Origin of the sequence: Erythrobacter aureus (assembly GCF_003355455.1) — a bacterium.
Classification (GTDB): Bacteria; Pseudomonadota; Alphaproteobacteria; order Sphingomonadales; family Sphingomonadaceae; genus Qipengyuania; species Qipengyuania aurea.
Genome location: NZ_CP031357.1, coordinates 2,292,949 through 2,314,107 on the forward strand (window position 1 = coordinate 2,292,949; position 21,159 = coordinate 2,314,107).

Here is a 21,159-nt window from a genome sequence, read left to right on the forward strand (position 1 = left end):
GCCCTTAGCTGCGACCCCTGGGCTCGGGACTTTCGGGCGTGTCCGTTTCTTCCATCGGTTCCGGCGCCGGTTCGGGCGCGGACATATCCTGATCCACAGGTTTGGCCGCAGCGCGGCTCTCGATTGTCGACCAAGCTTTGGTGCGATCAGCTTCGTCCATCGCGACCAAGACGCGCCGGTCGGCATCCCTCAAGCGGAAAAAGAGTTCCTGCCGCTCGGGCATGAGCGTCCAGAAATACTCTTGCGCATCGGCAGTCCAGCCATCGTAGGCCGCTTTGCGCTCGACCGGCCACGCCTCCATGGCGGCCGAATGGGCCGGTGTCTGATCGGTATTTTGGGCTTGCTCAGGCACGGGATGGCTTTGGACACTATGAGCCGGATCGGCCCCCACATCCTGCGCCATGGCCGGAATGCTGATGGTGGCGAGTTGGCCACCGACGATATACCAAAATGTCTTACGCATGGGATTCTCCTTGGAACCGAACATGCGCGACGAACGCGACCCTGTTACCCGCCCCATCGGGATGAACGGACGATGCAGGCCATGGGAAAAGCAAGCAATAGGACGGGGACATCCCCATCCCGCCCCGCAACCGCCTGAGCGTCAGACGTGACGATTTCGCGCCGGGATGAAAGCAGGATAGCTCGGCAAAGGCCAAAAAAGGAAAAGGGCGAGGCCGCCATGGCAGCCCCGCCCCCTCCAAGCGCCGCGCTCATGCTTTCCAGGAAAGGAGCGCGAGCCGAAAGCTTGCTGGATTATCTGCCCGGCTTTTTCGCGGGCAGCTTACCCGGGATTTCGCTGGCGGGCTTACCAGGCCAGTATTCCAGCGGGCGATTGCCCGTTTTGTTCTTCGCCCAGCTATTGATGCAGCCGTCCTGCTGTTTGGCGCTGCACACCGGAAGGTTGTCACCAGAAGCAGACTTATAGCTTGGCGGGGTGGTCTGCGCTACCTCGCGGGCAACGAAACGCGGGGCCTGCGTATTGGCGTTCGCGGCAGCGGTAGTAGCCGTGGTAGCCGTTTCGTTCGCATTGGCGTTTTGCGCAACGGCGGGGGCAGCGGTGAAAGCAAGCGCGGCAGCGCCTGCGGCCATCAATTTGTGCATCGGAGAACTCTCCATTTCGGTTTCCTACGCGCATAAATACGCAAGAGCGGGGTGGAGGGTTCCGAGGCGCCTCTTGCGCGCCGCACAGGTGTTCCCTACCTGTTCACTCAGACTATGACTTCCGAAATTGCCCCTGCAACCGCACCGGAAAATGCCCGGATTCCCGCCTATGCGGAGCGTTTGAACGAGCCTCAGAGAGAAGCCGTTCTCACCACGGAGGGGCCAGTCCTGATGCTCGCTGGCGCCGGCACAGGCAAGACTGCGGCGCTTACCGCAAGGCTGGCCCACCTGATCGCAACACGCCGCGCATGGCCCAGTGAAATCCTCTGCGTCACCTTTACCAATAAAGCGGCGCGCGAAATGCGCGAGCGTGTGGGACGTCACATCGGCGATGCAGTCCAAGGGATGCCCTGGCTCGGCACTTTCCATTCGATCGGCGCGCGAATGTTGCGCCGCCATGCCGAACTTGTGGGGCTCGAAAGCAATTACACTATCATCGACACCGACGACCAGTTGCGCCTTCTCAAGCAACTGATTCGGGAAAACGATCTCGACGAAAAGCGCTGGCCTGCGCGCCAGCTCGCCGGGCTGATCGACCGCTGGAAGAATCGCGGCCTCAATCCAGGTGATCTCGATGCGGTGGAGAACGAAGCCTATGCCAATGGCCGTGGCACGCAGTTCTACAAGCTCTATCAGGACCGGCTGAAAACGCTCAACGCCTGCGATTTCGGCGACCTGCTGCTGCACATGCTGAACATTTTCCGCCAGCATCACGACGTGCTCAGCCAGTACCAGCAGCGCTTCAAATACATTCTCGTCGACGAATATCAGGACACCAACCAGGTCCAGTATCTGTGGCTGCGCCTGCTTGCCCAGACCCGCAAGAATATCTGCGTGGTGGGGGACGACGACCAGTCGATCTATTCATGGCGCGGCGCAGAAGTCGCCAATATCCTCAAGTTCGAAAAGGATTTTCCGGGCGCGGCGGTGATCAAATTGGAGCAGAATTACCGCTCCACACCTCAGATTCTCGCTGCCGCCTCGGGCCTGATCGACGCCAATAGCGAACGGCTCGGCAAGACCTTGTGGACCGAACTGCCGGCGGGCGAGAAGGTGCGCATCATCGGCATATGGGATGCTCCCGAAGAAGCGCGCCGCATCGGCGAGGAAATCGAACGGCTCGAATCGGAAGGTGCGCCGCTGGACGAGGTCGCGATTCTGGTGCGGGCGCAATACCAGACGCGCGAATTCGAGGACCGCTTCATCCAGATCGGGCTCAACTACAGGATCGTTGGTGGTTTCCGCTTCTACGAGCGCGCCGAAATCCGCGATGCGCTGGCATACCTGCGCACCATTGCCCAGCCCGCAGACGACCTAGCGTTCGAACGCATTTACAATCAGCCCAAACGCGGCCTCGGGGCGAAGACGCTGGAGGCAATGCGCCGTCATGCTCGCCGTATGCAAGCTCCTCTCGCAGCCGCCAGCCTCGATCTGTGCGAAACCGACGAACTGCCGACGCGGGCGAGGAACAGCCTTGTCGGCCTGCTCGGACAGTTCGCGCATTGGCGCGAACTGGCGGAAAAGGTCACACCCTCGGAGCTGCTGCGCACCGTGCTCGCCGAAAGCGGTTACGAGGAAATGCTCCAGAAGGACCGCAGCCCCGAAAGCGCCGGTCGGCTCGAAAACCTCACCGAACTCGCCCGTGCGATGGAAGAATACGAGACGCTCGGCGATTTCCTCGAACATGTCAGCCTGGTGATGGACAACGACCGCGCCAGTGACGGCGAGAAGGTCACCATCATGACCATGCACGCGGCCAAGGGGCTGGAATTCGATCATGTCTTCCTGCCCGGCTGGGAAGAAGGCGTCTTCCCCAGCCAGCGGGCAATCGACGAAGGCGGGCTCGCCAGCCTCGAGGAAGAACGCCGCCTCGCCTATGTCGCGATCACGCGCGCCAAACGCCGCTGCACGATCCTGCATGCGGCGAACAGGCGCATATACGGGCAATGGACCAGTTCGATTCCCAGCCGTTTCATCGAGGAACTGCCCGAAGAGCAGATCACGAGCGAGACGACCATGACCGGCGGCGCCTCCTTGTGGCGCGCCAACTGGACCGAGACCGAAGACCCCTTTGCCCATGTTTCGTCGAACCGTCCCGACCGCTCCGGAGCGCGCGGCCCTGGCTGGCAGCGTGCGCTATCCACCGGTTATGACACGACACCCAAGCGCCTGGCCGAGCCCGGGCGCAGCGTCGCCAGCTTCGCTGCCAAGCCGCGCAGTGATATCGCCATCGGCGCGCGCGTGTTTCACGACAAGTTCGGTTATGGATGCGTCACCGGCCAGGAAGGCAACAAGCTGACGATCGAATTCGAAAAGGCAGGCGAGAAACGGGTGCTCGACAGTTTCGTGAAGCTGGCCGACTAGGAGCAACGGACGCAGGGCGGATGCGCCTGCCCCGTGAGCGATACGAACTCAGGTTGCGGAAATATCGAGGAAGGCCGGCTTAGGCCCGTTCCATTCGCCCGCTGCGACCGGCGCATCATCGTCATCGCGGCGCTTGCGCGGTTCGCCCTTGGGCTTCGTTCTGCGTGCGGGCTTCTCGCGGGGAGATACAGCCTCTTCGCGCGGCTCGGAGCGGCGCTTAGGTTCGTCCTCCCGTTTCGCTTCCTGCTCTACCAGATCGACCCTGACATCGTCCTTGCCGAAAACCTTGATGGTGGCTCCGGTCAGGGTCTCGACATTGGAAATTGCTTCCGCGTCTTCTTTCGCGACGAATGTGAAGGCGCGGCCCTTGGCCCCTGCCCTGCCCGTACGACCGATGCGATGGACATAATCGTCGGGATGCCAGGGGGTGTCGAAATTGAAGACGTGACTGACACCTTTGATGTCGAGCCCCCGCGCGGCGACATCGGAAGCCACCAGAATATTGATGTCGCCCGCTTTGAAACGATCCAGTTCCTTCAACCGGTTCGACTGATCCATGTCACCGTGAATCTCACCGCTGCGGAAGCCGTGCCGCTGGAGGCTCTTATTGAGCTCGCGCACGGTGGTTTTGCGATTGGCGAAAACGATCGCGGTTTCCACATGGTCGTGGTTGAGCAGCCAGCGCAGGGTCTCGCGCTTCTGGCGGCTCTGTACCGGAACCTTGAAGGTCGTGATGTCCTTGTTCGTGGTGGCAGCCCGGCTGACTTCGATCCGCTTCGGGTTCCTGAGAAACTTCTTCGCCAGTTTTTCGATCGGCGGGGGCATGGTTGCCGAAAAAAGCATGGTCTGCCGCGCTTCGGGAAGCTTGGAGCAGATGAATTCGATATCGGGAATGAACCCCATGTCGAGCATCCGGTCGGCTTCGTCGATGACGAGCAGTTCGCAGCCATTGAGCAGGATCTTTCCGCGCTCGAACAGGTCCATCAGGCGGCCCGGCGTGGCAATCAGGACATCGACCCCATCGTTTAGCGCCTTGACCTGATCGCCCATCTGCACGCCGCCGATCAGCAGCGCGAGCTTGAGATCGTGATTCTTGCCATATTTCTCGAAATTCTCGGCAACCTGCGCCGCAAGCTCGCGGGTAGGTGCAAGTATGAGCGAGCGCGGCATCAGCGCGCGGCGGCGCCCGCTGGCCATGATGTCGATCATGGGCAGCACGAAACTGGCCGTCTTGCCCGTTCCGGTTTGCGCGATACCGATGATGTCTTTCATCATCAGCACCGGCGGAATCGCTTCGCGCTGGATGTCGGTCGGCTGCGTATAGCCGGCTTCGCTTACTGCCTTGAGCAAGTCTTCGGAAAGGCCGAGATCGGCGAAAGTCATGCGGTTCGAAACTGTCCCTGGAATAATGGCCGACCCTAACCTGCGCGTCCGCAATATCGGCTCGTCGCGCCCTTTGCCGGAAATGCCGGAAAAGTCAAGGAAACGGCACGTAGGCCGTCTCAGCGATCCCGGTTGGAGGTCACGAGGCGATTGAATTTCGATATCCGGCACCTGGCCCCGGCGCGGGACATCAAGCGATCGCGATCGACGCACAATTTCCCGTCATCGCTGCGTTCGACATAGAAGCCGAGGTAGAAATCCCGCGGACTGCAGGCCTTCTCAAGCTTCGCAGTGATGATCTGCCTATCGCGGAGATAGATGACCAATCGGCTACCCCGGTCCGAAACTCCGACGATTTCGCTGGCATCGAGGCATTTTCCGTGCGGGCGCTCCACAAGGCGAGGCGCAGCCGCCCGACGTGGAAGTTGCGCGAGCAGGTCGCGTCGCGTGTTACCGGGCTGCGGGCTGATCCTCAGAATGACGCGGCGCTCTATCCGTACCTGGCGGGAAACCGGCACCTTACGACCGTCCTCGAACCCTGGCAAAACCACGCCCGATGCCGAGAGCGCCTCGACGTCAGGACGACCGTGCCGCGCAACATCCGCTTGAGGGACGTCCGCACGGTCCTCAAGGCCTTGGGGCGAGCCCAATGCGACCAGCATGGCAATGAGAGGGGACGGAAAGGGCATGGGCCTTGTTTGGAACGCTCCTCGACCGCAGTTCATTACGTGCGGGAAATCATATGCGTACCATTTGCGCCCCCACGCTTGAATACGGGCTTAATTGTTTGTCTCCGATTGGCAAGTGGTGGCGTCGGGGCGGTAAGCTGTGGCAGGAAGACCGCAAATGACCGACTCAGCCCTCTTCCGCAGTGCCGCCATCGACCTTCTTGGACCACGCGGCTTCACCACCGATCCGGAACTGGTCGATCCCTGGCTGACCGACTGGCGCGGACGCTATACCGGCGCCGCCATGGGGCTCGCTTCACCCGCGACAACCGCGCAAGTCAGTCAATTCGTCCAACTCTGCGCCGAACATCACGTGCCGATCGTGCCGCAAGGGGGCAATAGCGGTATGTCGGGCGGCGCTACTCCCGACGCAAGCGGAACGAGCGTACTCCTGTCGTTGCGCCGGATGAACACCATCCGCGACCTCCATATCGATGCGGCCCAGCTTACCTGTGATGCAGGCGTTGTCTTGCAGACGCTGCATGAGGCAGCATCGGCGCAAGGGCTGCGCTTTCCCCTCACCCTTGGCGGCAAGGGATCGGCGACCATTGGCGGCCTGATTTCGACCAATGCGGGTGGAACCCAGGTCTTGCGCCATGGGACCATGCGTGCCCAGGTGCTCGGCATCGAAGCGGTGATGGCGGATGGGCAAATATTCTCCGGCCTCGTCCCGCTCAAGAAGGACAATCGGGGTTTCGATCTCAAGCAATTGCTGATCGGCTCGGAAGGAACCCTGGGTATTGTGACCGGTGCGACGCTTCGATTGCTGCCGGCAATTGCGGACCGGCGCGTCGTCTGGGCCGGCTTGAAAAGCATCTCGGCAGCGCGCGATCTGCTGCGTCATTGCGAGAACACGGCGGGATCGGCGCTCGAAGGATTCGAGGTTCTGCCCGCACATTGCCTCGAATCGGTGGTGGCGTATCTGCCCGATGCCCGCGCTCCGCTGGCCGAGAACCACGCCTGGCATGCGCTGATCGAGGTAGTCACCGAAGATCGCGAATCGGAGCACCTGGACCAGATCGTGGAACAGATGTTCGAAACCGCAATGGAACGCGGTCTAGCCGAAAATGCCGTGGTGGCCGCCAATGAAGCGCAGGCCGAAGCCTTCTGGCATCTGCGCGAAAGTATCTCTCCGGCAGAACGCGCGATAGGCCCGGCAATGCAGCACGATATCTCGGTTCCGGTGGCCCGGATGCCCGAATTCATCGAAACAGCCACGCCGCGGATCGAGAACCGGTTTCCCGGAACACGCGCGGTTGGCTTCGGCCATCTCGGTGACGGGAATATTCACTATCACGTTCTCGCCCCCGCCGACGCCATTCGCGGCGCATGGGAAAATGCGGAAGGCAAGGCGATAAGCGCCTATGTTCACGATCTAGTGACCGAATTCGGCGGTTCGATAAGCGCAGAGCACGGTATCGGACAGATGAAACGCGAAGAACTCGGCCGTTTGTGCGATCCCGTGGCGCTTGATCTGATGCGTGTCATCAAGCGAGCAATGGATCCCCAGGGGATACTCAATCCGGGTAAGCTCGTGCCGCTTGCACCAAGGGCCGCAACGCCGTAAAGCGCCCGCTTCGTGCGGATGTCCATCGGGCCTGCCGCTCAATTCAATCGAATTTCGGAGAGATCCATGGCCAGCGCGCCGCAGCCCAATCTGCCCCTGTTCTTCAAAGACCTGATGCCCCTCAACAGCAAGGACCACGCGAATTATCGCACGCGTCCGATGGCCAAGGCCCCATGGCTGGCGAAGCAGCACGCCGTTCCCCTGACCGTCGACGAATTCGTCCAGGCTCAGCGCGACATGCCGATCGTTTTTTCGACCGGTTCGGACCCTGTTCCCCTCGCGCTGATGGGGCTGAACGATGGCGTCAACACCTTCGTCGACGATGAGGGCGTTGTTACCGAACAGGTTTACATCCCCGCCTATGTGCGCCGGTATCCCTTCATGCTGGCTCGACTGAAGCCCGATGCCGACGAACTTTCGCTGTGTTTCGACCCCACCGCCGACAATGTCGGTGAATTCGACGATGGTCAGGCGCTGTTCGAGAATGGCGAGGCGAGCGAAGGAACCAAGCAAATCCTCGAATTCTGTGAGCAGTTCGAGCATGCCGGTCAGCGGACGCAGCAGTTCATGAAAGAACTCAAAGACCACGATCTGCTGATGGAAGGCGAAATCGCGATCACCGAGCAGGGCAACGACAAGCCCTTTGTTTATCGCGGATTCCAGATGATCAATCAGGAAAAGCTTCGCGAACTGCGCGGCGATCAGCTCCGCAAATGGACGGAAAACGGGCTCCTGCCGCTGATCTGGGCGCAGATATTCTCGATGGACATGATGCGGACCATTTTCGGTCGCCAACTCCAGCAGGGCAAGGTTCCGCAGCCCGATGCCGCGACTGCCGGTGTTCCGACCGCTTAATCGCTTTATTCCGGGCGCGCGGCGATCTTCCTGCCGCGCGCCCTTTTTCGGTACGCTTCGTACCTTGGTGGCGACGGCGGCCTTCGCCCTGTCCGGCCCAGTGGCGGCAGAGGGCGATGCGGAGCAAACGGCCCGAGAGCCCGCTCCGCTCGAGATTTTCCAACGCCGCGAGGAACGCCTCTTCCGGGTCGGATATCGACTGGCCACGGCCAATGCTCCGTTCTGTGCCGAGGCCGTCAAGGTTTCCGGCCTCCTGATTCACGATGCCGATAGCTACGGCGATCCGAACGCCGTGCGTGCACAGTTCCAACTGACAGGCGACCTTGGCGTTCAGGCGGTGGCGCCCGGATCACCGGCTGCTGCGATGGGCATCGCTCAGAACGATACGATCCTGTCCATAAACGGAAAATCCATCCTTGGCGATTGGCCCAAAACGGACCCACGCTGGCAGCGCGCCTTCGCCATTCGCGATGCGATGGACGCAGCACTCGCCCTTGGACAGGTCGAGATTTCGTTCCAGCCTCTGGGCGGCGAGCAGCAAACCGCCCGGATCGCCGGCGTGGATGCCTGTCCCACGCGGTTCGAACTCATCGATTCCAAGAAGAACGCCGCGGCCGATGGCAAGCGGGTTATGGTCGGGGAGAATTTTCCGGGTTTCGCATATGACGAACCGTCTTTCGCAGCCGCTATTGCGCATGAGATGGCACACAATATCCTTCGTCATCCGCAGACGTTCGGAGATATCGGCTGGAAGCGCAGGCTGGTACGCCTTTCGGAACGCGACGCCGACCGGTTGATGCCGTGGCTGCTGCACAATGCGGGCTACGATCCACGCGCTGCCATCGCCTTCATGCGAACTTGGGGGCCGAAGCATGGTGGCTGGATTTTCCGCAAGCGCACCCATGATGGATGGGACGAACGGGTCGAATTCATCGAAGCGGAACTGCCCAAGATCGAACGGGCAAGACAGTTGAATGGTGACGGTCTGGCCGATTGGAAGACACATTTCTCGAGCGATCTCGAAAAGGAGTTGGCCAGACGATAGGTTATCACCTTCATCTCGACATGGCGGTGTGCCAGACTAAAGTCCTATCCGAAGATCAGCATTGCTGCGATCACGGTACGGCCTGGAGGTCAGGGTTTGTCGAATATCGTTCCAGTCGTTCTATGCGGTGGCAGCGGCACCAGACTGTGGCCGAAGAGCCAGGCCGCCAAGCCGAAACCCTTTATCCCTCTTTTGGGCGATAAGACACTTTTCCAATCCACCCTCGAGCGGTGTTCCGATCGTGATGTCTTTACGCGACCGGTCGTTGTGGTGGGCGACAAACACCTGCAATTCGCGCAGCAGCAAGCGTCCGAAATTGCCCCGGACGCGAACTTCATCGTCGAACCGGTCGGCCGGAACACGGCACCGGCGATAGCTCTCGCGGCGCTCGCGCTCGATGCGGACGATATCATGCTGGTGTGCCCGAGCGATCATCACATAGTGGATGCGCCTGCTTTCGAAGCCGCCGCCCGCGCCGCCGCGGGATTGGCCGCTGAAGACTGGTTGGTTTCGTTCGGTATTCAGGCGACCGCACCGGAAACCGGTTATGGATATATTCGCCGCGGCGAGGCCGTCGGAGACGGTTTCAGGGTCGAGCGATTCGTAGAGAAGCCGGACCTCCAGACGGCCCTCCAGTTCATTGCGGACGGTGGATACGCATGGAATGGCGGAATATTCGCTTTTCGGGCGGGGCGATTTCGTGAGGAACTGGCGAGGCATCGGCCGGATATGGCCGCGCGAACCAAGCAGGCTTTCGATAGGGGGCAGCACGCCGATACGACCATCCGGCCCGACGATGCCCTTTTCGCCGCCGTCGAGGGCGAATCGGTGGACTATGCGATCATGGAGAATACCGATCGCGCGGCCATGGTGGATGTGTCCATGGGCTGGTCCGACATCGGCAATTGGGATGCTCTATTCCAGAAGCGCCTTTCCCCTTCGCAGGAGAACGTCATCGCCGGACCTGGCGAGATCATCGGCGCCAGGGGCTCGATGATCGATAGTGACGGCCCTCATGTGACCTTGGTCGGGGCCGACGATATCGTGGTGGTCGTCAACGGCGATGACGTCTTGGTCGCGGCACGCAGCGCGGTTCAACGCGTAGGCGAAGCAAGTCGGTGCAAGAAGCAGTGATCCGCAAGCTGCCCAGCACGTTCGTCGACAAAATCTGGGGCGTCGACCGACTGCCCGCCCCCTTCCCCCATCCGTCACAGAACCGGATCGGCGAAGTGTGGTTCGCCCCCCCGGATGAACTCGACGAGTTGCTGGTCAAGTATATATTCACCAGCGAAAGACTGTCGGTTCAGGCTCATCCCGATGATCGCCAGGCGCAGGGCATGGGGTTGGGAAGCAAGGGTAAAAGCGAATGCTGGGTTATCCTGGATGCCGAACCCGGCGCGACCATAGCCGTTGGATTTCGCGATGAAATAACCCCGGAAGAAATGCGCGCTTCAGCTCTCGCTGGAACCATCGTGGATAAGCTCGTCTGGCACGAAATCCGGGCGGGTGACGTCTTCTATATACCCGCAGGCACGGTGCATGCGATAGGTGGCGGCGTCAGCCTGATCGAGATACAGCAGAATTCCGATATCACGTTCCGCCTGTTCGATTACGGCCGTCCGCGCGACCTGCATCTCGACCAAGCGGTCGAGGTCGCCACGACGGGCCCCTATCCCGAACAGTTGCGGACGAGGATGGGGAACGATGCCGGACTCCTCGTGGATGGCCCGCATTTCCGCCTGCACTATTGGCGCGCGCAGGGTTCTGTGCCCCTCCCCAAGCTCGGCCAGGCTCCCTCGCTGCTCATTCCCTTTTCCGGAGAAGTCTCGTTTGAGGGCGAAACGCTCGGCGCCGGAGACTGCGCATTGGCCTCGGCAATCCACGACAAGTCAGTTTCGGGTGATGGCCTCTTGTTGATCGCCCAAGCTCGCTACTAATTCGGAAAGCTGCTGCGATCCGCTCCCTTTTTGCGCCGAGCCGTGGCTTGGCGCCTGTGTCGGCAACCTTGAAACCCAGACGTTCGAGCCCCATTTCCTTCAGTGCCCGGTCGCGCTTTCCCTCATGGCGCTTCCGGCAAATGCACGCGAGTGCATTTCCTCCCTGAACCTTGGCCACCCCGCGTTATCGACGCGGGGTGGTTTTTTCTTACTCCGCCGCTTGGGCCATGTGGCTCAGGCGTCCCATGGAAGTGACCTCGGCCCCCAAGGTGTCCACCAGGCCCGTAAGCAGCTTCGCTATCGCCCCTAATCGCGCACTCGGCTGGTCGAGCCGGGCATCGAGATAGGTGCTGCGACAGACTTCGATCTGCAGCGCATGGATACCCCGAGCCGTCTGTCCATAGCGGTCGAGCACGTACCCGCCGGAATAGGGACGATTGTGAGCCACTCTCCTTCCCTGATTGCCGAGGTAACGGATCGCGAGATCGACGAGCCCGGGATCGCAGGATGCGCCAAATCGGTCTCCGATCACGAACTCTGCCGGTCGGCCCTCACCGTGGGCCTTCTTGAGGGGAGGCATGGAGTGAAGATCGACCAGCAGCGCCACGCCCCAGTTGTCGCGGAGCCGCTCCAGTTCCGCGGCCAGCGCGGCATGATAGGGAACGTAGATTGCCTCGATCCAGGCATCCAGTTCCGCCTTGGCCAGGGGACGCTGCCTGATTTCACCCATTCCGGGAATACGCCGCGGAACCAGACCGAGGCCGCTACGCGACCGGCGATTGGCCAGCGAGTGCCGCACTCGGCCAGGCTTTGCACCACGGACCATGCCCCAGTCGACATCGTCGACCGATCGGTTGAGATCGATCATCGCTCGTGGAGCTTCGGCCAGAAGCAGGCTGGAAGATGTCGCCTGCGCGACTGGTCGCGCCACTGCATCGATATAGCGGTCTTCCAGTCGCAGACGAGTTTGCTCGGGATCGCGCAAACAAGCCAACACGTCGTTCGGATAGGAGCGTCCACCATGGGGCGCTGCAACCAATATGGGGATGGACGGCTTCCCTTGCCGCCAAAGCCGGTAGGATGGCCCTTGCCGCCCGGGAATCGCACCGCCCGACACATGTTCGAAATGTTCGAAATCGGTCATCGCGCCTGCTTGTCCTTCGTCCACCGGCACATCGTCGGTTGCGCCCCCCGATTAATCAAGTCGGGATTTGTTTCGTAACGGGCCAAGCTACGCCTTGGTCCAGCGCTTCCTGCGGCAGCAGGGTACACACGCTCATCTAGCAGGTTCGGCCCGGCATGCGCGTTAACACTGCTTGTTTCGGATACATGCTTTTTTAAAACGCCCGGAGTACATAGAGCCCATGACGGAAACACCGACTCAGCGAATCTTGCTAGCCGAGGATGACGACGCAATGCGCGTCTATCTCGAGCGTGCGCTCGTCAATGCCGGATATTCGGTCGATTCGGTCGATCGTGGAACCGACGCGATACCCTTGCTCGAAGGCGCGCAATACGATCTGCTGCTTTCGGATATCGTAATGCCTGAAATGGATGGCATCGAGCTCGCTCAGCGATGCAACGAGGTAAGTCCGCACACGAAAGTTATGTTCATTACCGGGTTCGCAGCCGTGACACTGAAAGCCAGCCGCGAGCAACCGCATGCCAAGGTGCTGTCGAAACCCTTCCATCTGCGCGACCTCGTGCTGGAAGTAGAACGCGTGCTCGACGAACGGGTGAGCGCGAGTTTGCAATAAGTCCGCAATAGGGTCTTGCGTGGTTATCCAAGCCCCGCTAAACGCCCGCCTGCCCCACCAAGGGGCGCCCGATGGTGTGGGCGTATAGCTCAGTGGTAGAGCACTATGTTGACATCGTAGGGGTCCCAAGTTCGAACCTTGGTACGCCCACCATCGAAGCCTTTCGAGACATAAAAAAGCCCGCCGAATCGGCGGGCTTTTTTATGTCTCGAGCGAAAGGGAATGGAGGGCTCAGGACGCTAGCTGGATATTTCGTAACCCAACTATGGCCAAGATAGCCATCCGACTACTCCTGAGCCGCTCGACGCGGCGGAGCTGCCCATCACTGAAGCGACGGCGAAGCCGCATCGTGGCTCTCTGGCTATCGTGTTACGGGGAATGCACGGATTCCTGATGATGGTGGGGGCTACGCGCCAAGACAGCCCGTCACGTGACGATGCGGATGCCGACCAGTTCGGCATTGAGGGCAGAACGCCCCGACCAGGCTCTTGCCTCAACTAGAATTTCGACAAACGCACACGAGCTCGGCAAGCTTCCGATCTCGTAACCTTCGCCCTGTCTCGCCAGATTGGCATCCACGATAGCGGTCCCGTCGTTCGCGCATTGCAGGACGATGTTGATGTCCTGCACGGACTGTGGCGATCGGATGTCATGCTCCACTTGCACTACGAAGGGAACCTCCGGCGCTTTGATCAGGCGGCGGGCGACGACACCTCCCCTACCGGGCTTCACCGAAAGGTTCAGACGCTTCCCATCAAGGCTCGGCTGCGCTCGTAACCCGGCTTCATCGGAGAAGCTCCACTCGAACGGCGCATAGGCCGAACTCCAAGAAAGCGCGCCAAGCACGCCTCCTCCTCCTCCGCTGCTAGCTATCTGCTCGTAGAACCTAAAGGCCGCCGTGACTTCTCCCTGCTTGACGAGATTACTTAGGAGTTCCTGATCGAGTTCCTGATGGTCGAAGGAAACTTTCCCACGCAGCGCCAGCAGGTTCCGTAAGGCTTCGGGTTGCTTGACAGCATATTCGAAGAACGCTTGATGCCATGGTGAACTGCCGTCCAGAATGCGAGCGAATTCCGCGACCGCTCCATCTTGTACGAATACCGCGAGAAGGGTCGGGAACATATCCTGTGATCGCGAGGGCCGGACCCGCAGGATACGATCAAGCGTCGCGATCGCTCCTGGATAGTCGAGCGCCGCGACCTGTTCCTGGAGGACCACCGCCTGAAGCCTCGGCTCTCGGCGATCCAATCGCGATGCGAGGGCCACAATCCGCGACCGCGCCTTCTCGTCCTGCTCGGATAGTGCAAGGATCGCCTGTGCTTCAGGCACTAGCGGCTCATTGCGATATGCAGTGGCGGCCAGTTCTTCAGGAGACAGGGGACCCAAATCCGCGCCCCCCCCCTCTACCGAGGTTGCGAGGAACGTCACGGTAGCTAGACGTTCCAAGGCCAGACCATTGAGTGGAAACAACTCCACGGCGAGATCCGGAGACTTGCGAGCGAGCGCTATCCCGGCCGACTGGACCGCAAGTGCAGCCGCCAAAGCAAGCCCAGATACCGAAAGGACGGCAAGGCGGACTGGATGAGCCGGTTTCATTGGTCAGAACGAGCCCGTAGAGCCTCCCCTTCCGTCTTGTCCTCGCCATAGCCGTAACCATAACCATAGCCGTATCCGTAGCCATAACCATATGCCGAGTTCTTCTCGCTAACCTTGGTCACGATGCCACCATAGATATGCGCTCCCGATCGCTGAAGGCGTCCAAGCGCATTCTCGATGCCGCGAAGTTTGATCCGCTCCGCTTCGATCACAAAAACGACGCCGTCAGCGACCTTGGCAATCTCAATCGCATCGGCCAAAGCAAGCATCGGCGCACCGTCGATTAGCACCTGATCGTAGGTCGCTCGCGCTTCCTCGATGAGCCGGGCAAAGCGCTCGCCGGCCAGCAATTCCACTGGATTAGGAGGCGTACGGCCCATCGGGAGAAAATCGAAACCGAACCTTTCAAGATGGATAATTTGCGACGCCATGTCAGTTTCTTGGTTAGCCAGCAATGGTACCAGCCCCCCCCTGTCGTAGTCACGCAAGTCGAGCGAATCGCGAAGCCTGGAATTGCGCAGGTCGGCGTCGATCAGCAGGGTACGCTTGCCCAACTGCGCGAAGCTCGTCGCCACACCAACAGAGGAGATGCTCTTTCCTTCTGCCGGAACCGACGAGGTGAACATAAGCACTTCGGGCGCACCTTTCGGCGTCAGGAAGTTCATGTTTGTTCTGACAGTCGTATAAGCCTCGTTGATCTCGGACGAGCGCTCCGTGAGGCTCTCGATGATCGTACCTTGCTTATCACGAGGAATCGCGCCCAGCAGAGCAATACCGAGTCGCTTACGAACGTCGTCCGGATCTTGCAGGGTCTGGCTCAGGGCAACCTTAAGATAAACCATGCCTGCCACAAAAACCAAGCTTGCAACCAATGAGATCAGAAGATTCTTGATCAGCGATGGGGCATAAGGTCCGGTCGGCACGTCGGCATTGTCGATGATCTGAATATTGTTCTGGCCGGCGCCCGATGCCTCTAGCTCCTTGAAGCGTTGTAGGAGCGCATCGTAAATTTCGCGGTTGGTGTCGACTTCGCGCTTGAGAATACCGTAGCGTATACCCTGCCCCTGTTGACCCAGAAACCGCTGCTTGACCCGCTCGACCTGATCGCGCAATTCGGACTCCCTTATCCTAGCAGACTGGACAAGGTCTCGCGAGCCGGAAGCGATCGCCGAGCGCAGCGAACTCACTTCAGCCTGTTTTTCCCGAACTTGCGGGTAATCGGGGCCAAAGGTCGAGCGCAACACCGCGAGCTCAGCTTCGCTTTCACTTAATGTAGTCAGCAGCTCGTTGCGAGGATCATTGACAGGGAAATTGCCACCCATAGCCGCCGCTTGCGCGCTAACGCGATCCGCGACTGCTTCCGCCAATGCAGTATTTAGCGCCTGTAGGTCTGCACCAACAAGAGTCTGTCCCGCCCCCTCGGATCCTGAATCGCCTCCGGCGTTCAGAACCAAAATTTCATTTGCATTTGCATATTCGACCAGTTGCTGTTCGGATTCAGCCAGGCGCTCACGCAGCTCGCCAATCTGGCTTTGGAGGAAATCCCTCGCCTCGATATTGGCTCCGAAGCGTTTCTCGTAATTCGCGGCTACAAACTCTTGCGCCCAGAGATTTGCGATTCGGGCCGAGAGACCGGGACTGGGACTCGAAAATTTAATATCGACAAGGCTCGACTGTGTGATTGGATCGATACTTACGTTGGCGAAGAGCGTTTCTTCAATTCGGGACTCGAGATAGGGCCCGTCGACTAAGGTAAAGGCATCGCGAAACTCCTCATCGCGGCTCAAATTCCCCGCCTCCATCACGCGCTTTGCCATAAACTTCGAAAGGAGAAGCTCATACTGCGTGTTCAAATACTGGAGTTCCGAAATCTTGCTTTCGGTATCAAGCGTATCGAGGTTCGTGACATCAACCGTGATCTGCGAGACTTCGAGGCGTGCACTTGCTTGATAGAGTGGAGTAGAGAGCAACGTAAGGAGAACGCCAAGCATTAGGCCAAGCGCCACAATACCCGCCAGCCAATACTTCAGAGCGAATGCTTCATGCCAGTAACGCTCCAGATCGAACACAAAAGAACCATCACCGGCCGAATTCGCCCCAGCGAAATCGCCCCCCCGATTCTCTCGCGCCGCAAATTCGGGTGCATCAAAATCAAGAGTATTCAACGTCCAATCCGATCGATTAAGATGGCTGCAGTCGAGAGCAGGGGCACGAACTGCAAGATAGTGTCGAGGCGTCTGCGGCTGGGCGAATCACCAACGATGACGATGTCGTTAGGATATACTGTCGGATCCGCGTAATTACCACGCTGGATGGCCTGCATATTATAAGCCCCTATGTATTTTTGACCCCCAACACTTCTGAGTATTAGAACATCGTCAAGCTTCGCATATTGCGACAATCCACCCGCCTGATTCACGACCCGCAAAAGGGATTGGCGTCCCAGCACGGCGTATTCACCAGGCTTTTCGACTTGCCCCCCGACCGAGACTGTCGGCAGCGGGATATCCTCGGGGATTACACGGACCTGAGGATTAAGAAGATAAGCTCCGCGCAAGACATCCGCAATCTTGTCGGCCGCCTCATTTGGGGCCAGTCCATTGAGGTCAATGAGGCCGACAAGTGGGAACGAGATACCCCCTTGCCCATCCGTAAGATATTTGCCGCTCAGTCGCTCGGCTCCCACAACCTCGATTTCCAATGTTGCCTGAGGGCCGATAATGTACAGATTCTCAACGCCAGGCTCAGGCAACTCTTCAAGTTGCGCGATTTCGACTTCGGGTGCCTCCCCATAACTCCGGTCCGTCGTGGCACACCCTGTGAGTGCGGCGGCAAGCGCCAGACCGACCCCCGCATTTCTAATTCTGTTCACTGATCGATTAATCCTCATGATGGGCGCCTTAGCGCAACTCCAGGAAGAGAAAAGCCACCTCTAAATTCAACTCACCGATGCCAGTGGCCTATGTGGCTTTCATATCACGCAGATCGCGAGAAAGCCCAAGAAGAAGCCAAATTGAGACAAGCTGAAACAGGGGAGTGCGCAAAGGATAGTCAATTATAGACGAAAGCCCAAGGATGGCAAAAATGCTTATCCAGAAGATTGCTAGAACGCGTGTCTGCCGGCGCGCGGACAAGGCGATGACAGCCTTGGCCATCCAGACGAGCAACGTAGTTAGGATAAGGGCGGCAAACAGCCCCCCTTCGATGATCAATTGCGCCCAATCATTGTGCGCTTGATTGACATACTGAGGCATAAGCAATTTTGCGGGCTCATGGATCTGATAGACCTGCTCGAATGATCCGAACCCGGTTCCCAATACCCAATGCGCTCCTAGCATTTCAGCCATTACCGGCCATATGCTCCACCTGAGGTCGGCAAAGCTGTCGCTTGCAAGAATATCGCGAAAGGCAGGGGTACGGTCGAGCGCTATGAATGCTCCAGCGACGACCCCAATAAATATGACCGGAAAGGCCAAGATGAGGCGGGGGTGTTGATCGAGCCAGCTGGTATCTGAACGTGCCGCCGAATGGCCTCGGCGGGCACCCGGAGACCAGATCAACATGAGAGCCGAGATTACAATCGCACCCAGAGATGCTGCGAAACCAGCTCTCGAACCACCGGTTAGTGAAGCAATGGCGATCAAAAAGAAAGCGAAGGGATACGCCAGCGACTCCCATGTCCGCCCCGGCAGTTGGCGCACCCTTATACCGAGGATCGCTACGACCAGCATGGAGCAAGCCGCAAAGAAAGCGGCATGATTCTCGTTCGCAAAGACCCCGACTGCACCACCCCTGTTGGTGAGCGCGTAAAGGTAAAGGGGGCTCGCGCTACCCGCTATGATTTGGAGTAGGCTAAGGGTGGCATTGAGGACACCCAAGGCCGCGATAAGGCGCAAAAGCGTCAGGGTACTGGCACTGTACGCTACCGACAGCAGAAGCCCCGCCGCAGGAACCACGAGGCTGCCCAGCACATTCCAGGTTCGAGTGGGGGTCATCGTCAGCGGACGCCAGACGTCTTCGAGACCCAGCGCGGCATCCAAACGAAAGATTTCACTGCGGCCTGGCAATTCGTGCCATAACTCAGGCGGCAACGGCAGAAGCTGTATCACTACTAGCGATGCAAAACAGGCGAACAGGACGAGAAGTGTGCGCTCGTCTCTCGCCTTTGTCGCGCTGATATAGAATAGCGCTGGAATGAAAAAGAGCGCACTTAAGGTACGCAGAGGGATGATTTGAATTGCATCGAATCTCGACGCCCCACCGGTAAGCGCCACAAGCGCTGCCAGGAGCCCCAATACCACCCAGCCTTTTGTCGGACTCCGCTCCAGTCCCAGTGCGCGTTTCCCTCGTTCGTGGTCAAAACCCATTCTAAAAATGACCCCTGCCTCTCCAAAACAAGCAAAATATTCTCATTCCGACATAATCGCGCATTGCCTAACACATATTGCGAAGCCAATGTCCACAGGCAGTTATCGCTGAGAGACTGAATCATCCCATCAGCCGTGCGCCACTCGCACCCTAGGATATCCAAGCGCTTGCTACCTAGCGCACTACACCGCAGCCTGGACACCGCGTTTGCCTGCTGTTCGCTCAGTCATCGCAAATCCGAAATAACGCGAACCACACCGCCATCCATGGCCCCCTGTCTTATTGTGGTAGCTCGATTGCCGCGGCCGTGCTGAGGCTGGCTTGAACTCGAAAGCCCACTATCGGCGAATGTGTTGTGCACGACCCTCGCTTGCCCTACGCGAAACACGCGCTTTTGAAATCAAGAGTTGGTGCGGAATAATTTGAATGACTTATAACCTTGGGCATCTTTCGACCCTGAGCCGACCGCGGAAGGTTGCATTCCAGCTCATCCTCGATGCCGGACTGATCGTGTTTTGCTTCCTCGCAGCAATGACCATCCGTTTCGAAAGTATTGATTTTCTCAAAAACATCGAAATCTGGCTGCCTGTCGCGATCTCCTCCGCAGTGGCAATCGCCGTGTTTTGGTTTGCGGGCCTCTACCGTTCGCTAGTGCGTTTCGTGACAGGCAAAATACTAGCCTCGATTATGAAAGGTGTGCTCGCTTTCGCAGTGTCCCTTCTCCTCCTCAATAGCTTGCTCATCTCGGGCATTCCCAGGTCAGTGCCGATCATATCCGGACTTTTGTTGTTTCTGTCCATCGGAGGGTCACGATTTGTTTTCCGGCACATCTTTCGCAGGCCAATTCAGGTAACCAAGCAGCCCGTTGTGATTTACGGCGCGGGTGAGTCTGGCCTTGAATTGCTGAATTCGCTCTTCCACGGTCGGGACTACACCCCGATTGCGTTCGTCGATGACGATCGACATCTTCAGGGGCTCACGATAAGCGGCCTTCCGGTCTACTCCCCTCAACAAATCCCGCGCCTTGCCGATGGGACTGGACTGGAAGTCGTGCTGCTGGCCATGCCCAGCCTAAGCCACACGCGGCGCCGCGAGATCTTCGCTTCGCTTGAAAGCATGAATCTCGAGGTCAAGACCATACCGGGCCTCTCGGACATAATTAGCGGAAAGGCCAAAATCTCAGAACTGAGGAACGTGACCGCCGAGGATCTTCTCGGGCGCGACGCCGTAACGCCCAACGAAAAGCTGCTGAAGCGCAATATCACAAGCAAGGTCGTTATGGTGACGGGCGCCGGGGGCTCGATCGGCAGCGAGTTATGCCGCCAGATCCTCGTTCAAAAGCCAAAAACGCTTGTCTTATTCGAGATTTCCGAATTCGCGCTCTACTCAATAGAACAGGAGCTAAGCGAACTGGCCAAGCATCTCGAACCGAACATCAGAATTGTTCCCATTCTTGGGTCCGTCCAGAACGCAAAGAGGCTAAATGCGGCGATCACGGCATTCCAGGTTGAGACGATTTATCACGCCGCTGCATACAAACATGTACCTCTGGTCGAGGAGAACGTCGTCGAGGGAATTCGCAACAACGTGTTTGGCACATTGACAGTTGCCAAACTGGCGAGCGAGAACAACGTCAGCGACTTCATTCTGATCTCGACCGACAAAGCCGTTCGGCCAACCAGCGTGATGGGCGCTACCAAGCGAATTGCGGAGTTGATTTGTCAGGCGCTCGCCCAAGGGGAACACAGGACGACCTTCTCTATGGTGCGGTTCGGGAATGTCCTCGGGTCGTCTGGCTCGGTCATCCCGCGGTTTCGCTCACAGATCGAGGCCGGCGGCCCTGTGACCGTGACGCACCGGGATATCAACCGCTACTTCATGACGATTCCGGAAGCAGCCCAATTAGTCATTCAGGCAGGTGCAATGGCTAAGGGCGGCGATGTCTTTGTCCTCGATATGGGCGAACCGGTCAGGATCGCTGATCTTGCGGTGACAATGGTGAAGCTACACGGTCTCACGCCTTACTTTGTCGACAATCCCGAAGAAGTGGCCCCGGAGAATGGCGACATCCCGATATGCTTCTCGGGGCTTCGCAAAGGGGAGAAGCTTTACGAGGAATTGCTTATCGGGAACAAACCTCAGGGGACCGAACACCCTCGCGTCATGACAGCGCGCGAAATCGCCATGTCACCCGAGCAACTTATGCCCGTAATTGATCGTCTCTTGACGGCCTGCAAAGCCTTCGACCTTCCAGAGATTCATTCGATACTGAAGGCGCTTCCGCTCGACTACACCCCCCTTGATGAAGAACTTTCAGATCTCGTTTGGCGCGCAGCAAAGGAGATAGATCCCGCCCACCGGCAATCAACGGTCATGACCTCAATTGGATAAGCTT

Annotated in this window: 17 protein-coding genes and 1 tRNA gene; 9 read left to right on the forward strand and 9 right to left on the reverse strand. The window is 58.9% G+C overall.

The features are described 5' to 3' along the window. Positions 1 to 4: 4 nt before the first annotated feature. Both DVR09_RS11220 and DVR09_RS11225 read right to left on the reverse strand, forming a co-directional pair. Positions 5 to 463 carry a hypothetical protein gene (locus DVR09_RS11220; protein ID WP_162814949.1) on the reverse strand — a complete coding sequence of 153 codons (459 nt, stop codon included), beginning with the start codon at positions 461 to 463 and terminating at the stop codon, positions 5 to 7. 293 nt (positions 464 to 756) lie between these two features. After that, positions 757 to 1,119 (reverse strand): hypothetical protein, encoded by a 363-nt coding sequence (locus DVR09_RS11225; protein ID WP_234041414.1) that lies wholly within the window; start codon positions 1,117 to 1,119, stop codon positions 757 to 759. Positions 1,120 to 1,218: 99 nt separating this feature from the next. Here DVR09_RS11225 and DVR09_RS11230 point away from each other — a divergent pair, with 99 nt between their 5' ends. Next, the gene (locus DVR09_RS11230) at positions 1,219 to 3,528 is read left to right on the forward strand and encodes an ATP-dependent helicase (RefSeq protein WP_115417918.1); all 2,310 of its coding nucleotides are present in this window, start codon (positions 1,219 to 1,221) and stop codon (positions 3,526 to 3,528) included. Positions 3,529 to 3,576: 48 nt separating this feature from the next. Here the strand turns inward: DVR09_RS11230 and DVR09_RS11235 are convergent, their stop codons facing one another. Both DVR09_RS11235 and DVR09_RS17225 read right to left on the reverse strand, forming a co-directional pair. Next, positions 3,577 to 4,911, reverse strand: a complete 1,335-nt coding sequence (locus DVR09_RS11235; protein WP_115417002.1) for a DEAD/DEAH box helicase — start codon at positions 4,909 to 4,911, stop codon at positions 3,577 to 3,579. Between the two features lie 119 nt (positions 4,912 to 5,030). Beyond that, the gene (locus DVR09_RS17225; RefSeq protein ID WP_162814950.1) at positions 5,031 to 5,600 is read right to left on the reverse strand and encodes a hypothetical protein; all 570 of its coding nucleotides are present in this window, start codon (positions 5,598 to 5,600) and stop codon (positions 5,031 to 5,033) included. 157 nt (positions 5,601 to 5,757) lie between these two features. On the opposite strand from DVR09_RS17225, the gene DVR09_RS11245 reads away from it, so the two are divergent. From DVR09_RS11245 to DVR09_RS11265, 5 genes are all read left to right on the forward strand, one after another. Next, entirely contained in the window at positions 5,758 to 7,206 is a 1,449-nt protein-coding gene (locus DVR09_RS11245) for an FAD-binding oxidoreductase (protein WP_115417004.1), read from the forward strand. Between the two features lie 66 nt (positions 7,207 to 7,272). Then, entirely contained in the window at positions 7,273 to 8,061 is a 789-nt protein-coding gene (locus DVR09_RS11250) for a SapC family protein (RefSeq protein ID WP_115417005.1), read from the forward strand. Continuing rightward, complete coding sequence (locus DVR09_RS11255; RefSeq protein ID WP_115417006.1) at positions 8,030 to 9,106, forward strand: PDZ domain-containing protein; 1,077 nt, start codon at positions 8,030 to 8,032, stop codon at positions 9,104 to 9,106. The genes DVR09_RS11250 and DVR09_RS11255 overlap by 32 nt, the downstream gene beginning before the upstream one ends. 96 nt (positions 9,107 to 9,202) lie before the next feature. Continuing rightward, complete coding sequence (locus DVR09_RS11260) at positions 9,203 to 10,240, forward strand: mannose-1-phosphate guanylyltransferase (RefSeq protein ID WP_115417007.1); 1,038 nt, start codon at positions 9,203 to 9,205, stop codon at positions 10,238 to 10,240. Beyond that, positions 10,237 to 11,043 (forward strand): class I mannose-6-phosphate isomerase, encoded by an 807-nt coding sequence (locus DVR09_RS11265; protein ID WP_234041416.1) that lies wholly within the window; start codon positions 10,237 to 10,239, stop codon positions 11,041 to 11,043. The genes DVR09_RS11260 and DVR09_RS11265 overlap by 4 nt, the downstream gene beginning before the upstream one ends. A gap of 208 nt (positions 11,044 to 11,251) precedes the next feature. On the opposite strand, the gene DVR09_RS11270 is transcribed toward DVR09_RS11265, so the two are convergent. Beyond that, positions 11,252 to 12,187, reverse strand: coding sequence for an N-formylglutamate amidohydrolase (locus DVR09_RS11270; RefSeq protein WP_115417008.1), 936 nt, complete (start codon positions 12,185 to 12,187; stop codon positions 11,252 to 11,254). 220 nt (positions 12,188 to 12,407) lie between these two features. On the opposite strand from DVR09_RS11270, the gene cpdR reads away from it, so the two are divergent. Together cpdR and DVR09_RS11280 are read left to right on the forward strand one after the other, a co-directional pair. Then, the gene (gene cpdR, locus DVR09_RS11275; RefSeq protein WP_115417009.1) at positions 12,408 to 12,800 is read left to right on the forward strand and encodes a cell cycle two-component system response regulator CpdR; all 393 of its coding nucleotides are present in this window, start codon (positions 12,408 to 12,410) and stop codon (positions 12,798 to 12,800) included. 78 nt (positions 12,801 to 12,878) lie between these two features. Further along, positions 12,879 to 12,953: transfer RNA gene (locus DVR09_RS11280), tRNA-Val, on the forward strand. A 273-nt stretch (positions 12,954 to 13,226) separates the two neighbouring features. Here DVR09_RS11280 and DVR09_RS11285 read toward each other — a convergent pair. The 4 genes from DVR09_RS11285 to DVR09_RS11300 all read right to left on the reverse strand — a co-directional run bounded on the left by DVR09_RS11285 (position 13,227) and on the right by DVR09_RS11300 (position 18,763). Next, complete coding sequence (locus tag DVR09_RS11285) at positions 13,227 to 14,342, reverse strand: hypothetical protein (RefSeq protein ID WP_162814951.1); 1,116 nt, start codon at positions 14,340 to 14,342, stop codon at positions 13,227 to 13,229. Between the two features lie 50 nt (positions 14,343 to 14,392). After that, on the reverse strand, positions 14,393 to 16,561 hold the full coding sequence (locus DVR09_RS11290) for a GumC family protein (protein ID WP_115417011.1): 2,169 nt from the start codon (positions 16,559 to 16,561) through the stop codon (positions 14,393 to 14,395). Next, positions 16,558 to 17,286, reverse strand: a complete 729-nt coding sequence (locus DVR09_RS11295; RefSeq protein ID WP_115417012.1) for a polysaccharide biosynthesis/export family protein — start codon at positions 17,284 to 17,286, stop codon at positions 16,558 to 16,560. The genes DVR09_RS11290 and DVR09_RS11295 overlap by 4 nt, the downstream gene beginning before the upstream one ends. 70 nt (positions 17,287 to 17,356) lie before the next feature. Beyond that, entirely contained in the window at positions 17,357 to 18,763 is a 1,407-nt protein-coding gene (locus tag DVR09_RS11300) for an O-antigen ligase family protein (protein WP_115417013.1), read from the reverse strand. A 427-nt stretch (positions 18,764 to 19,190) separates the two neighbouring features. Between DVR09_RS11300 and DVR09_RS11305 the strand changes: the two genes are divergently transcribed. After that, positions 19,191 to 21,155 (forward strand): polysaccharide biosynthesis protein, encoded by a 1,965-nt coding sequence (locus DVR09_RS11305; RefSeq protein WP_115417014.1) that lies wholly within the window; start codon positions 19,191 to 19,193, stop codon positions 21,153 to 21,155. The last annotated feature ends 4 nt before the right edge of the window (positions 21,156 to 21,159 follow it).